This is a genomic window from Pseudomonadota bacterium, assembly GCA_030860485.1.
Classification (GTDB): domain Bacteria; phylum Pseudomonadota; class Gammaproteobacteria; order JACCXJ01; family JACCXJ01; genus JACCXJ01.
On sequence record JALZID010000071.1, the window covers coordinates 18,314 to 32,526 of the forward strand.

The window sequence follows — 14,213 nt, forward strand, 5'->3', positions numbered from 1 at the left end:
CGGCCCTCGTCATACGACGCTCGCGTTCGTCACGTGGGCATGGGAAGAATCGCGGGTCGGACGAGGGGAGTGAACACGGGAGAACGCGATCCCTTCCAGCATCCGGCGAGTGGTCGAGTCCTCGTTTCCGAGATAGGCGATCATCTCGCGATAGCTGTCGATGGCCACGCGCTCAACGACCGAATCCTACTGGATCATCCCGATGAGCGAGGTACCCTCGATGTACTCGGAATGGCTGCGGGTAAGAAGCCCGTCCGGTGAAAAGTCGGTTCCCCGCCGAGCTGCACGATGCGCGCGGCGACCTGACCGGCATGCATGCTCATCGTTCGCTTATTAAGCGTAGGAATTTCAACGCGAGTTGTCAACGGGCGGACGATGTTTCGTCGGACGGTCAAGCGGCCTTGACCGGCAGGAAGGTTCGGAATGGGATGGCGCCTACCCGCTCAATCCGCTGTAGACGGGCAGGGGGTTATCTCCGCCGCTTCGAGCCGCTCGCCCGCATCGGGGCCGCCTTCGATTCGCTGGCGCACACGGTGGACGTGGGCGCATCGAGAATCCGCGCCCGCTTCACCCGGGGCTGCCTTCCCAAAGACAGGGTGGGCTCGATCCGGACTGTGTAAATATTGCAAAACAGCTATGCAATTCTTACCATCTCAAGATCCCAATCTACCGCACTCCGTTGATGACGCGCTGCACAAGTTACGGGTTTTACCCATCAGAAAGGTTCTTTGCCTAGCCAGGCACAAGAAATGCCGCTTGCGGCGTAGGGGCGTCGTCGATCCGCAACAGCGGGGGTAGATGAAGGAGCGGGATAGATGAAGGGAAGTGAACAACATAATTCCTGTAGTGCTCGGGAGGCAAGGGTACGCCGCGCAGTCGGGCGAAAACGCGGACGAGCCGGTTGCAGAGACGCAATAGGCAGTCGGTGATGCTACCGACCCCCGCCAGAGGCGCTGTTGCAAGACCCAGGCACGAGTGCCCTGGCGATTGGCGTGGACACCTTGATAGGCGGGGTACAGCTGAGCGGATCTATCGATAGTGTCGACGAAAAGCAGAGAGCGAAAGAAATCGCCGAGCGCGTAGACGGGGTTATAGCCGTGGACAATGCGCTATCGGTGAAATGAGGGAGGGCGGGGGCCGGCCAAAGGCCTTGCAAAGGGCAATGAGGCGGCGTCTCAAGGCCCGACGGCAGCGTTAGGCGAGGAGCTAGGCCGCATTCGAAACAGAACTACGAAACAGAACTACTATTAGGAGAAGAAGATGAATGCTCTAAAATCACTTTTAACAAGTCTTGGCGCTATGGTGCTCATATTCGGACTCAGTGCCTGTGAGCCCGAGGGTGACGCCGAACGCGCGGGCGAGCGGATCGATGACGCCGCAGAAAAGGCGGCCGAAGCTGTCGAACCCGAAGGCCCGGCCGAGCGTGCCGGCGAAAAGATGGATGAGGCGACTGAAGAGGCCGGAGAGGCCGCCGAGGACATGGGTGATAAGGCAGAAGAGGAGACCGAGCGCTGAGAGAATGCCGTGGGGTAGACCGTAACGGCAGCGGGCATCGTGCTGACGGTCATCCGCCGGCCAAACGGTCAAGGCCGATGGCGTGGTTGCCGGTATCGGCATCGAGCCCAACACCCATTCAGCGGAGGCGGCGGGGCTCAAGGTGGACGACGGTATCCTCGTCGACCATGAGCTGCGCACCGGCGCTCCGGACATCTATGCCGCCGGCGACGTTGCCAGCTTCTATAACCCCGCGCCCTTGGAAAATTCTTGCGCGTCTCATGGGGCGGCTGCCGGTTTGAGCCGATGGCTGTTTCTGTTTTCATTATGTTCTTGGTCTCCGTTCCCTCCCCTATCGCTGCTGCCGCGGTGCCCGTGGTCGGCCCCCGTGGTAACTAGCTGATTTCAAACGCCTATCGTTGCATTCAGCGGACCTTGATTCAGGTCCGGCTGGGTAAGAGGTTCACGAGCCCGCGTTCGGGGAAGTATCACCGCTCCCTGAATGCCATGCCACGCGGATTGTCATAATATAGTCGAGGCATTCAGCGCGGTTCTAGCCCCGCGAAAGTACTCGTTACCGTTGGAAGAGTTATACTTGCATACTGCGCTGCTGACGGCGATCTGATCTCGACGTTTACAGATACGACCCCATGTCCCACGCATTGCTCGTCGATGACGATGAAGCCTCCTTGGAGGCCCTGGCTGAGCTGGTCGGCCGCGAAGGATTCACCACCGATATGGCGGGCACGCTACGAGAGGGCCGGGAGAAGATGTCCGCGCGGCGCCCTGATTTAGTGCTGCTCGACATCCACCTGCCGGACGGCAACGGTATCGATCTGTTTGAGGACATCGAGTCCCGCAGCACCACGGAAATCGTGTTAATGACCGGCCAGCCGAGCCTGCAAACCTCGATTGAAGCGCTGCGGTTGGGGGCGGCCGATTATTTGATCAAGCCGGTCAACATCAAGCACCTGAAGGGCATCCTGGCACGGGTAGCGCGTCCGGCGGACCTGAAGGCGGAGATCCGAAGGCTGCATGGAGAGCTCCGTAGCCTGGGTCACTTCAGCCGGTTACTAGGCGCGTCTGCGGCGATGCAGAGAGTTTACGATGCGATCGCCCGGGTTGCCCCGACAGCAGCCACGGTGCTGATCACCGGTGAGAGTGGCTCCGGCAAGGAGCTCGCGGCGCAGAGCATCCACGAGCTGAGCCCGCGTAGGAAGCAGCTATTCCTTCCGGTCAACTGCAGTGCCATCTCGCCGCAATTGATCGAGAGCGAGATGTTCGGCCATGAGAAGGGGAGCTTTACCGGGGCATCGCGCCAGCACAGAGGCTACTTTGAGCGCGCCGACGGCGGCACCTTGTTCCTTGACGAGATCACGGAGATGCCGATCGAGCTGCAGTCGAAGCTCTTGCGAGTTCTAGAGACCGGCACCTTGATGCGGGTCGGCGGGGATGAGCCCTTCGAAACCGACGTGCGCGTGATCGCCGCCACCAACCGCCCCCCCGAGGAGGCGGTCACGGAGGGTAAGCTTCGGGAAGACCTGCTCTATCGGCTACAGGTCTTCCCGCTGCGTCTACCCGCCTTGCGTGAGCGCACGGAAGACATCGAGTTGCTCGCGAACCATTTTCTTGCCGAGATGAACCAGAGCGAGGCGACCGCCAAGACCCTTGCCGTGGAGGTCGTGGAGCAACTGCGCCGCTACCATTGGCCGGGCAACGTCCGCGAGCTAAAGAATATGCTTCATCGCGCCTTCATCATGGCCGAGGAGGTCATCGATATGCACTGCCTGACGCCGGAGCTCGGTGCCACGCCAGTCGCTGTCGGAGACGCTTTGGCCCTACGGGTCGGAATGAAGATAGCGGACGCAGAGCGACGTTTGATCCTCGCTACGCTGGAGCACTGCGGTGGCAATAAAGGGCAGACCGCTGAGCTGCTCGGGGTCAGCGTAAAAACGCTCTACAACCGTCTCAGTACGTATGCCGAACAGTGAGGCCGGTCCCTCGCGAGCGCGCTCGGCATACACATCTACCTGCCTGGTTAGACCGGCAACCCTACCCTTTTGGACATGAGCCCGTCCAATGTCCGTATATGCGCTTGCTGCTTCGCGAGCAGGCCGAGGAACAGCGGCTTCAGCTCCGCCGGAATGGCGGTAGTAGCCTCCAGCACCTCTTGATAACGCTTACAGCCGGACTCTTCACCTGCCTTCAAGGCCCTGAGCACCACGCTATCGCCAAAGATGCTTGCCGCTCCCATGACGACCTTGGACCAGGTACCCCACCCCCCGAAGAAGCCATCGGCCCTGCGTTCCGGCTGCTGGATCTGGGCCTCGAGCCGCGAGGCGGCCTGCTGATGGTCGCTAAGGATGGTGGCTAGTTCTTGAAACTCCGCGTTCTGTCCCAATTCTTCCCGTGCTTTGTGCAACACCTGTCGATACGTTTCCACTGCTGAACATTCCCTTTTCAAAAGCTTACCGGTGATCTCGTGCCAATTCATGTCGGTGTCCAACTGATTCATGTCGGTGTCCAACTGATTCATTGTCGGTGTCCAACTGGAGAGTTCCACAAGTCGGTTGAACATTGCACCGACGCCCGGCTACAGGGGTCAAAACGCGAGGGTGTCGGTTCTCAGTTCATTGGTACATGTTTCAACATCCGTGCCATAGCCGGTCCTGGATAGATATGCATTTATATTCAGTAAGTTGCACGATGCCACAAGGTGCTGAGATCGGCCCGGTAGGATGGTGTGGGTAATAATCACTTGTACCCTTGTAGGTATTACTACAGGAGGTAGCGTCGAAAAGAAGCATGCGGTAACTCTTACGGCGCGAAACGCGTTCGATTCAGGCGCTGGGCTATCGCATTAAAAAATGCGGGCCCGTCCTAACGTTTACGGCCTGGCTGGACTAGAACGTCGAAGCGGGACGGCCCACCCCGCAACTGATCCTCAGCACCCCGCGATGGTCAACCGAGGCGCCCTCCCAGGCGGTCCCCTGGCGGGTGTCGCATTCGCCCCCGCGCGGTGCTCGTGAGCAGCACTGATTGTGGAGAGGATTAAGGTCAAGACCCCAGATCCGGAATCTGAGGCGGCGCGTGCATGGCGCGGCACGAGCGAGGAGGATCTCCGAGCCCAAGCCGTTGCTATGGGCTCCTCGTCCGATGTGCGGTTAGAAGCGCCCGCCCTTTTTTCTGAAGGCAAGCAGGGCGGGCGCTCCCCTTATCACTGTCAGGGAAACCGGCCCCCTGCTACTGACCCGGCGGGGGGGTTGACGGCGGCGTAGGCGTGGCCGGTGCCGCCGGATCCGGAACGGTGCTTGGCGCCTGAGGCGCAGGCACTTCTTCCTGGTCCTCGCACGCTGCCAGTAAGAGTGGCAGGAGCAGAGGGATCAGTCGCTGGTACGATTTCTGGTTCATCGGATTCTTCCTCTAATTCTAATTTAACTCTAAGAGTTGGTTACGAGCCGCTCGCATTGGGCTGGAAGGCCGCATACTCCGAGATGCTGATCTGGCCGTCTTTGTCTTGGTCCAGACGGCTCATCTCTTCGGACAGACCCGGCACGGCCACGGATTCACCGGGGGAGATGAATCCATTGCTGTCGACGTCGACCTCCCCGAAGGTCGGGGGCGGCAGGGGCGTTTGGTCGTCTAGGGCTTGCGCCGGTGGGACCATCCAGCCTGAAGCGGCCATCAATAGCACCGCGGGGATCGAGATTGGTTTGCTGCTCATGATGACCTCCGTAGCGTCGTGTTGAGAAACACATGGAACACGCCGGACCGAGCCCGGTATCGCGATCTAGTTCAAGGCACGTGCCGGATCCGGTTGGACTGGGTAAATTACCCTTTATAATGCTAAGGATATCGTCCGATCGCTTGAGCGATTCCAGTTCGATCGCTGGCGATGACCCTATCTTCGGATGCAGTCTATCAGCAAGAATTACCGGTCCACGGAAAATGTTGCAGGGCGGGAGATAGCGCGGGTGGTCGGTTCGGGGAGTGGATCGCGAGGTTTGCGCTTCTAGCGCTGTGGAGAAGCAATGACTTGAACCACGGTTGCGACTCCGGATCGAGTACAGGCAAGGACTGCGCCCCTCGCTTGATTTCATGCGGCGATCGTTGGTATCCATGGCGTGCGTGAGGATCGTGATCGGATCTCTGGCGATGACCCCGGTGGACGGCTATGCACCACCCTCGGGCCCACCGCCGCCACCGCATCAGACGCCATCCGCCGAATCTTCTATTTATGTCGATTGGCGAGTCGGCGACTGATGCGCGCCCACCTGTCCATGTTCGAGAAGGGGGTGGTCCTCATCGCGATCCCCTTACTGTTGCAATCGGTATTCATCGGTCTCTTCCTCCACAGCCGCGAGGAAGGCCAGGAGGACCACCGCTGGCTCTCCCGTACCAAAGAGGTAATTGCCGAGGCCGGGCACGTCCAGCGCCTCCTCCTCGAGGCCCATAACGATATGCGCGGGTTCGTGATCACCGGCGACCCCGCCTTCGCCCAGGCCTATGAGGAGGCCGTCCGGGTCCTGCCCCGGAAGATCGCGGCGTTACAACGCCGGCTCCGCGACCCCGGACAACGGTTGCGCGTCGCCCGGATAGCCGATGACGCGAGCACGCTGCTCGGCTTCCTCGGCGAGCTCAACGGTTTCATGCAGGCCGGAAAGCCGGAGCAGGCGGTCGCCGCGATCAAGGCCCTCACCGGCCAGGAACGCATGAACGACCTGCGCCAGGAGTTCGATGCGTTTTTGCAGCGGCAGCGCGAGCTGGACAGGGCGCGCGACCTAGCGGTGGAAGAGCGGTGGCTGATCGAGGACTGGTGGCTGGGCACGGGGGCAGTGGCGAGCCTCCTCCTCGGCCTGGGAGTGACCTATGCCTTCAGCCGGGGGGTCAGCCGGCGTCTTAACGCCATGGTGCAAAACACAAAGCGCCTGGCCGAGGGTGAGGAGCCGCTCCCGGCGCTCGGTGGCGAGGACGAGATCGCCCGCGTGGACCAGGCCTTTCACACCATGGCCACCACCCTCAGGCGCCGCACGGCGGATCTGAACGCCTCGAACCGCGAGCTGCAGGACTTCGCCGCGGTCGCCTCCCACGATCTCCAGGAGCCGCTCCGCAAGATCGAGGCCTTTGGCAGCCTGTTGAAGACCAAGTATGATGAGGTCCTGGACGAACGGGGGCGCGATTACCTCGCGCGCATGCTCGCCGCCACGGTGCGCATGCGCCGACTCATCAACGATCTCTTGAGCTTTTCGCGGGTGACGACCAAGGCCCGAGCCTTCGTGACGGTCGACCTCGCCGCGGTTGCGCGAGAGGTGGTGTCCGATCTGGAGGGACGTATGTACGAGACGGGCGGGCGCGTGGAAGTCGGAGCGCTTCCCACCATCGAGGCCGAGCCGCTACAGATGCGCCAGTTGCTGCAGAACCTCATCGGCAACGGGCTCAAGTTCCATCGCGAGGGTGAGCCACCCGTGGTGCGGATCGAGGGCCGGCTGCTCGACACGAGCGACCCGCACGCCGAGGGCCCCGCACCCGCCCCTCGCCGCTGCGAGATCCAGGTGCAGGACAACGGCATCGGCTTCGAGCAGGTCTATAGCGAGCGCATCTTCGACCTGTTCCAGCGCCTGCACGGCCGCGATGAGTACGAGGGCACGGGGATGGGGCTCGCGATCTGTCGCAAGATCGCCACGCGCCACGGCGGCACCATCAGCGCGCACAGTGCCCCCGGGCAGGGGGCCACCTTCGTCGTCACCTTGGCAGTCACACAGGAGGAGAACCCGGCATGAGACCACAGGGAAAATCCGTCACGATACTCATGGCCGACGACGATGGGGACGACCGTCTGATGACCCGGGAGGCCTTCGGCGACGCGCACCTCTGCAACGACCTGCGCTTCGTCGAAGACGGGGCCGAGTTGATGGAGTATCTCCGTCACCAGGGCCGATACAGCGATCCCGCGGCGGCCCCGCGCCCGGGTTTGATCCTCCTCGATCTCAACATGCCCAAGAAGGACGGGCGGGAGGCGCTCGCGGAGATCAAGGCGGACCCGAATCTCAAGCGCATCCGCATCGTCGTCCTCACCACTTCGAAGGAGGAGGAGGACATCTACCGCAGCTATGATCTCTGCGCCGCTTCGTATATTCAGAAGCCCGTAACCTTCGAGGCCCTGGTCAAGGTCGTCAAGACCCTGGGGAGGTACTGGCTCGATATCGTCGAGCTGCCGGGAGATCCGGATGCAGGCTGAGGCGCCGGCGCCCTCGATCCGGGTGCTGCTCGTCGAGGACGACGAGGACGACTACCGTCTCACCCGCGATCTGCTCGCCGAGGTGACGGGGTATCGGGTAGAGCTCGACTGGGCGGCGAGCTATGAGGCCGGTCTTAGCGCGCTGGCGCGCCGTGCGCACGACGTGTGTCTCCTCGACTACCGGCTCGGCGAGTGCACCGGGCTCGACCTCCTACGCCGGGCGGCGGCCGAGGACTTCGGGATCCCTTTCATCGTGTTGACCGGCTACAGCGCCTTCGAGCTCGACGTCGAGGCGATGCGGGCGGGGGCGGCCGACTACCTCCTGAAGGATCGGCTCGACGCCGCCGCCCTCGAGCGCGCGATCCGCTACACCCTCGAGCGCAAGCGGGACCGCGAGGCACTGGCAAATTTCAGCCAGCTTCTCGAGCGCCGGGTGCAGGAACGGACCACCGAGCTGGAGCAGGCGAATGCGGCCCTCCGGACAGCGATAGACCGTTCCCGCCAAGCCGAGGAAGGACTCAAGGAGAGTCAGGAACGGCTCCGGCTGGCCATGACCACCGCGCAGATGGGCTATCACTACCGCGATTTCGAAACCGGGTGGGCGGTCTATAGCGATCAGCTCGGGGCGCTGTGCGGTCTGCCCCCCGGGTCCTCATTCGCCAACTACGAACAGTTTTTGAGTGCCGTCCATCCCGACGATCGCGAGCGCGTGGCGGAGGCCGTGGCCCGCGCGACCCGGGAAGACACGGACTATGTACACGAGTATCGCATTATCCAGCCGGATGGGACGGTGCGCTGGCTTGCGGACCGAGGCAGGGTCTATCGGGATGAGCACGGGGAGCGCCTCTACGCGCTGGGTCTGGCCTGGGACGTCACTGCGCGCAAGGAGGCCGAGATCGAGCGTGAGGCCTTGTATGCCGAGGAGCGTCGATTGCGCGAGCTGGCCGAGGCCGCCGATCGCGCGAAAGACGACTTTTTGGCCCTGGTCTCCCACGAGCTACGCACGCCCTTGAACGCGATCGTCGCCTGGCTGCACATCCTGGAGACCACACCCGACCCGGATGCCGCGACTCTAGCCAAGGCCACCGCATTCCTCAAGCGCAGCGTCGATCAGCAACGGCGGCTGATCGATGATCTCCTGGACACCGCCCGCATCACCAGCGGCAAGCTGCAGCTCGAGGTCCGAGCCCTCGACCCCGCGGCTGTGGCCGAGGCGGCGCTGGAGGTGGTGCGCTCGGCCGCAGAGGCCCGTGGGGTCGAGATCTACACGCTCATCGACCCGAAGGCGGGACCCATCACGGGGGACGCCGGGCGCCTACAGCAGATCGTCTGGAATCTACTTTCCAATGCCATCAAGTTCACGCCCCGCGGGGGTCGTGTCCATTTGCACATCGAGCGCGTGGACCCGCACGTGCGGATCGCCGTGAGTGACACGGGCGCGGGGATCGACCCCGAGGTTCTCCCCTTCGTCTTCGAGCGCTTCCGCCAGTCGGACATTTCGAGCAGGCGCCGACATGGGGGACTGGGCCTGGGACTGGCTCTGGTGCGCGAGCTCGTCGAGCTGCATGGGGGAAGCGTCGGGGTCGACAGCCCCGGCGCCGGGCGGGGCACGACGTTCACCGTGGACCTGCCGATCCGCGCCGTGCGCCTCCCGGCTCTGTCCGTTCCACCGGCGCCGGCGGAGGGAGGACGCAAGGCCGAAGATGAGACCGCGCCCTCCGGCGCGAAGATATCCTCGCTCGCCGGTGTGCGGGTGCTGGTGGTGGACGATCAGGAGGATGCGCGCGAGGCCCTGGCCACGGTGCTGGCGCGCCACGGGGCCGAGGTGAGCGCCGCGGGCTCGGGGTACGAGGCGCTCGCATTGCTCGCCGAGGGCCTCGAAAGCACCCCGCCGCACGTGCTCGTCTGCGACATCGCCATGCCCGAGCTGGACGGCTATGCGGTGATTGGCAAACTCCGGGCCCTGGAGAAGGAGCACCGGATACCGCTGTCCGCCCAGGTACCTGCGATCGCGCTCACGGCCTATGTGCAGCCCAAGGACCGGGTACACGCGCTACGCGCGGGCTTCCAGACGCACCTGGCGAAGCCCGTCGAGCCTGCGGAGCTGATACGCGTCATCGCGAGCCTGGCGAACGAGAACGTGAAGCAGCCGGTTCAGACGCCGGCCCCGAGCTGAAAACTCCTCGCGATCGGTCTGGACAGTTTCCGGGCGATGCGCGTGAGGACCGGCACGCGGCGGCAAGACTGCCAAAGCCGATAAAATCTTTCGCGTCTCGAGCCGTGCCATCGCTGTAACTCTTTCCCTCTGGTTGGTATTTCTTACCGACGCCTACCCGCGTTTGCCATTCGCTTCTGCCGGTACGCTTAGTCTTAACCCTTTGAAGTCATGTCCCTTAATCCCGAACGAAGGGGTCCGGCATGGATTGCGCGTTCCTGGGTGCGGCCAGGGGACATCGGTTTGCGAAGCTTGCCATCCTGGCTAGAAGCCTCCCATGATGCGGGGAGTGAATTTGATGCTTGAATCTGCGGAGCGATTCCGGGAGGAGATTTGCCATGAACAATCGAACAGAACACAAGCGTTTAGTGGCTGCCGCGCTGGCCGTCGTCTTACTCGGCGGATGTGCGGGGACCCCCATACAGGAAAGTACCGGAGAGTACCTCGATGATACGACGCTGACCACCAAGGTGAAGACCACCTTGCTCCAGGACCCAGCGGTCAGTGGGCTTGCGATCAATGTGGAGACCTTCAAGGGAGAGGTCCAGCTCAGCGGGTTCGCCAATACCGAAGCGGAACGGCAGCGGGCCGCGGCGCTGGCTAGCAAGGTACCGGGAGTCGTGGCGGTGACAAACGATATCCGTCTGAAGTAACAGCGGCCCGCCAAATTAGCGAGAAGACGGGTCTCCTCTTTCTGTGCTTCCACGGCGTGGAAGACAGGAGGCTACGCCCTGAGCCATCAGTCGCTTAAGGCATGCATCTGCTCGATGGAGGCGTGGCGTTTCAAGGGGTGGGATGGGCCTTGGGCTGCCCTCCCCTGCGAAAACTCCACGAAAACCGCGTCAGCAACTGCAATGTAAAGAGCATATTAGACACAGCGTTCGAGATGACCATGAAAACGTTAGCGAGATGGGCGATAGCCTTAGGAACAATGACTTTGGTGGCGGGGGCCTTGGCGGCGGGAACGCCTCTGCCCTCGACACCAGAAGAGGTGCTGGAGCTACCACCCGAATTTACCGGGGCGGACGAGGACGAGGATGGCTATATCAATGTCCAGGAGGCCGAGGCGGTACCCGGTTTGAGCACGGTGTTCGCGCTCCTTGATCACGACCAGAACTGCGGTATCGACCTCGAGGAATACGGAGCCCCCCGGCGGCAACCGTGACGACGGCGTATGAGCAGCGGCCGAGCCTTATCACCGATCATTGATTGCCTATCACTTTCGACTCTATGACAAACTAGGCGCACACGCCGGGTCGACGGGGGAGCGAGGCAGCGCAGTTCGCGCTCTGGGCCCCCCGAATGCGACCGCGGTCAACCCCCCATAATCCGCCTGCTGCGTCTTCCTCAAGTCACTACTCTAGTGGATTTCCTTCGCGATAGAGGGACGATAGTCCTTCCCCGAGGCCCGTCGGAGCGGCCCAAATACATCGAGCCTTTTTTTCCAGCATCGACTGGGACGCCGTCGAGAAGCGGTTGCAGGAGGGCGCAGCGGCCCCGTCCTAAATCGGCGCCTGAGATCATAAAATGATCGAGATCCAAGAAATGGAGATCGCCGGCTCACTAGCCGAGTGACGGTCAGATGAAGATGATGGTCGAGCCGCAGCAGCAACCGCCTAATCCTCCAGTGGAGGAACCGTTCGAGCGTCCGCCTGAAGAACCGCCACCCCTTGAGCCGCCTGTATACCCCCCGGAGCATCCTCCCGAGGAGCCGCCACCGCCAACACCCCTGGAAATTCCGCCTGAGCCCCCACCGGAGATGCCACTACAGCCCCCGCAAGAGCTAACGTGCACTGTCGTAATTAAGGGAGCCACACCCACGGCACAAGGTGTCCCGTACCTGTCGCTCGTAAAGTTACCTGCTATAACCTCCTTGGCATGTAGGTTGCCGACGTATCTCCATGGCTAGGTTTCTACAAAGGATCCAATATTATTTGAAGAGCTTGCTGTTTTTAGAGCTCCTCAAGGGCCTCGGGGTAACGGGGCGACATCTGTTCCGATCCAAGGTGACGGTCTACTATCCGGAAGAGAAGACGCCGCAATCGCCACGCTTCAAGGGCCTGCACGCGCTGCGCCGATACCCAAACGGCGAGGAGCGGTGTATCGCCTGCAAGCTTTGCGAGGCTGTGTGCCCCGCCGTATGCATCACGATCGAATCCGAAGCGCGTATGGATGGAACGCGGCGCCCCACACGTTACGATATCGATTTGTTCAAGTGCATCTATTGCGGATTTTGCGAGGAGGCATGCCCGGTAGATGCGATTGTACTGACGCGGATCTTCGAGTTCCATTACGAAAAGCGGGGCGATCAGATCATCACTAAAGATGGTTTGCTCGCGATCGGCGATCGGATGGAGCCCCAGATCGCTGCCGACCGTGCCGCTGATGCGCCCTACCGGTAGCTGCGTCATTTTACTCCTCATTGGCATAGCGGCCAGCGCTCTTCATGGGTTACGCGTGCGGCGCGCTCTTGGGTTTAGGGACAATCCTGAGACCCGAGGTGGTGAAACGCTGCACGAGCAAGCGTGGCAGCTCGTCGGCCCTCGCTTTAATGCCAGACGCAGCGAAGCGCGAGAGAGGTTCTATGCCATGGCAGCCAGGAAAAGAGCTCCAACCGACTCACCGAGGCCTTACTTGCCGCCGTCGATGGTCGGATCGAGACCTTGTTTCTCGCCAAAGGAGTGCGCCAATGGGGCACCTTCGATGGGGAGAAACGTGTGATCGATCTGCACGACGCCGCGCATCCGAACAATGAGGACTTGCTCGATCTCGAGGCAGTGCAAACCTACCTCAACGGCGGAACCGTATACGTTGTCAAGCCGGGCGAAGTGCCAGGTGGAGACCTTTTGGCCGCGGTATTGCGATATTTAGCCATGGGGTTTTCCGCATTGGCGTCCCACCTCGACAAACTGTCCCAAGCGGCATAAGGGTTCGAGCCTGCGTACTACCCATCCCGTGCACGGACTCGTGCTACGCGGGGCGAAAAAAGCGACAGACGCGGGTGTTATTGTGCCGGTATTGGTTGGCCCAAAGGCAAAAATCAACGCTTCGGCCGAGGCCAAGGGGTTGGATCTGAGTGCCTATGAATGCGGGATTTCAAACGCCCGTTTTCGGCAAATGGCACGGTACTGGGCTGAAGCCGGTCTTGACGAGCAAAGGCAAGAATGATGGGAAGAGTCATCTCGCTGTCGGTCGTGATGCTGCTGGCGGTGTCGGTGAGTGCGTGCCGGATAATGGATAAAGCGGGGGATTTGCCGGAGCCATGGATTGAAGCTGCGCCGCTTCGGCAGAGCGCGGGCCAGTGGAAATTGATCGCTTCGGATACGGTGAAGCTCACGGTGATAGCGCCTGGCGCGGAGAAGGTTAAGCTGCTCTACAAGCCGGTGGTCGCCGTCGAGCGTCATGCGGAACTCAAGACGCTCGCGGCGCCGGCTGAGGGTCGCGGTGAGTTCTTGCTGGAGTGGAGGCCCGGGCCCGATTTTGTCGGCGACGTGTGGGCGGAGGCCTACTACGTGGGCGGGGCGGTGAAGAAGACCGAGCCGTTGCCATTGGCCACCGAGGAAGCCATCAGCTCACTAGCGGGCGAGATCCCTTTCGACCGCGTTGGTGGCTCAGTGAAGACTGATGAATCAGCACGTTCAGACAGGCTGACCGGTGGACGCATCGAGCAGGGCCCGTTTGTCGAAGGCGATCCTCGGATTTGGATCACGATCAACGCCCCTGCTTTCCGTTTGACGCTTTGGCAAGCCGGCAAGGAGCTCAAGACCTATCCGATCGGAATCGGACGCGGGGACTTCCCTCTGCCGATCGCTGAGCGCAAGGCGAGTGAGATCATTTGGAACCCTGAGTGGGTGCCGCCCGACAGCACATGGGTGGAAGAGTCCAAAGATGTCGAGCCGGGCGAGCGCATTGAGGCTGATGACCCGCGCAACCCGCTCGGCAAGGTGAAAATCCGGCTCGGCGGAGCGATCTTAGTCCACGAAGCCGCCAAGCCGTCTGATATCGGTCGTCTCGTCTCGCACGGGTGTGTGCGGATGCTGACGGAGGACATTTTTGACCTGGCCGATAAGATCGTGGCAGCACGCAGGCTGCCCGTAACGAAGGAGCGGATCGAGCGCGTGAAGATGAACACTGCACGTCTGGCAGTGAAACTCGACCCTCCGGTGTGGGTCGACATCAACTACGACACTCAGGTGATCGAGGGCGGCGTCCTGCACCTTTACCCCGACGTTTACGATCGCGGTACGGGCACGCCCCAAAACCTGC

General features: G+C 61.9%; 13 protein-coding genes and 2 pseudogenes. 12 read left to right on the forward strand and 3 right to left on the reverse strand.

Annotated elements, in window-relative coordinates; translation table 11 throughout:
* Positions 1–9 precede the first annotated feature (9 nt).
* Positions 10–314, reverse strand: a pseudogene (locus M3461_04245) (hypothetical protein).
* Positions 315–1,299: 985 nt separating this feature from the next.
* On the opposite strand from M3461_04245, the gene M3461_04250 reads away from it, so the two are divergent.
* The 3 genes and pseudogenes from M3461_04250 (at position 1,300) to M3461_04260 (ending at position 3,485) form a co-directional block, all read left to right on the forward strand.
* Positions 1,300–1,515: a hypothetical protein gene (locus M3461_04250; protein MDQ3773627.1), complete on the forward strand. Its 216-nt coding sequence runs from the start codon at positions 1,300–1,302 to the stop codon at positions 1,513–1,515.
* 67 nt (positions 1,516–1,582) lie between these two features.
* Positions 1,583–1,738: pseudogene (locus M3461_04255) on the forward strand (FAD-dependent oxidoreductase).
* A gap of 406 nt (positions 1,739–2,144) precedes the next feature.
* The gene (locus M3461_04260) at positions 2,145–3,485 is read left to right on the forward strand and encodes a sigma-54 dependent transcriptional regulator (GenBank protein ID MDQ3773628.1); all 1,341 of its coding nucleotides are present in this window, start codon (positions 2,145–2,147) and stop codon (positions 3,483–3,485) included.
* Positions 3,486–3,532: 47 nt separating this feature from the next.
* Here the strand turns inward: M3461_04260 and M3461_04265 are convergent, their stop codons facing one another.
* Together M3461_04265 and M3461_04270 are read right to left on the reverse strand one after the other, a co-directional pair.
* The gene (locus M3461_04265) at positions 3,533–4,030 is read right to left on the reverse strand and encodes a PA2169 family four-helix-bundle protein (GenBank protein ID MDQ3773629.1); all 498 of its coding nucleotides are present in this window, start codon (positions 4,028–4,030) and stop codon (positions 3,533–3,535) included.
* A gap of 915 nt (positions 4,031–4,945) precedes the next feature.
* Entirely contained in the window at positions 4,946–5,218 is a 273-nt protein-coding gene (locus M3461_04270) for an EF-hand domain-containing protein (GenBank protein ID MDQ3773630.1), read from the reverse strand.
* Positions 5,219–5,756: 538 nt separating this feature from the next.
* Between M3461_04270 and M3461_04275 the strand changes: the two genes are divergently transcribed.
* The 9 genes from M3461_04275 to M3461_04315 all read left to right on the forward strand — a co-directional run.
* On the forward strand, positions 5,757–7,274 hold the full coding sequence (locus M3461_04275; GenBank protein ID MDQ3773631.1) for an ATP-binding protein: 1,518 nt from the start codon (positions 5,757–5,759) through the stop codon (positions 7,272–7,274).
* On the forward strand, positions 7,271–7,732 hold the full coding sequence (locus M3461_04280) for a response regulator (GenBank protein MDQ3773632.1): 462 nt from the start codon (positions 7,271–7,273) through the stop codon (positions 7,730–7,732). Before M3461_04275 ends, M3461_04280 begins: the two co-directional genes overlap by 4 nt.
* Positions 7,722–9,908 carry a response regulator gene (locus M3461_04285; protein MDQ3773633.1) on the forward strand — a complete coding sequence of 729 codons (2,187 nt, stop codon included), beginning with the start codon at positions 7,722–7,724 and terminating at the stop codon, positions 9,906–9,908. The genes M3461_04280 and M3461_04285 overlap by 11 nt, the downstream gene beginning before the upstream one ends.
* A gap of 377 nt (positions 9,909–10,285) precedes the next feature.
* On the forward strand, positions 10,286–10,600 hold the full coding sequence (locus M3461_04290) for a BON domain-containing protein (protein ID MDQ3773634.1): 315 nt from the start codon (positions 10,286–10,288) through the stop codon (positions 10,598–10,600).
* A gap of 278 nt (positions 10,601–10,878) precedes the next feature.
* Positions 10,879–11,112 (forward strand): hypothetical protein, encoded by a 234-nt coding sequence (locus tag M3461_04295; protein ID MDQ3773635.1) that lies wholly within the window; start codon positions 10,879–10,881, stop codon positions 11,110–11,112.
* A 736-nt stretch (positions 11,113–11,848) separates the two neighbouring features.
* Positions 11,849–12,349 carry an NADH-quinone oxidoreductase subunit NuoI gene (nuoI, locus tag M3461_04300; GenBank protein MDQ3773636.1) on the forward strand — a complete coding sequence of 167 codons (501 nt, stop codon included), beginning with the start codon at positions 11,849–11,851 and terminating at the stop codon, positions 12,347–12,349.
* Positions 12,350–12,610: 261 nt separating this feature from the next.
* Complete coding sequence (locus M3461_04305) at positions 12,611–12,874, forward strand: hypothetical protein (protein MDQ3773637.1); 264 nt, start codon at positions 12,611–12,613, stop codon at positions 12,872–12,874.
* Positions 12,875–12,902: 28 nt separating this feature from the next.
* A complete protein-coding gene (locus M3461_04310) occupies positions 12,903–13,115 on the forward strand; it encodes a hypothetical protein (protein MDQ3773638.1) in 213 nt (70 codons plus the stop codon).
* Positions 13,115–14,213, forward strand: a 1,099-nt coding sequence (locus tag M3461_04315) for a L,D-transpeptidase (GenBank protein ID MDQ3773639.1), incomplete at its 3' end; no start/stop codon positions are given. The genes M3461_04310 and M3461_04315, both read left to right, overlap by 1 nt.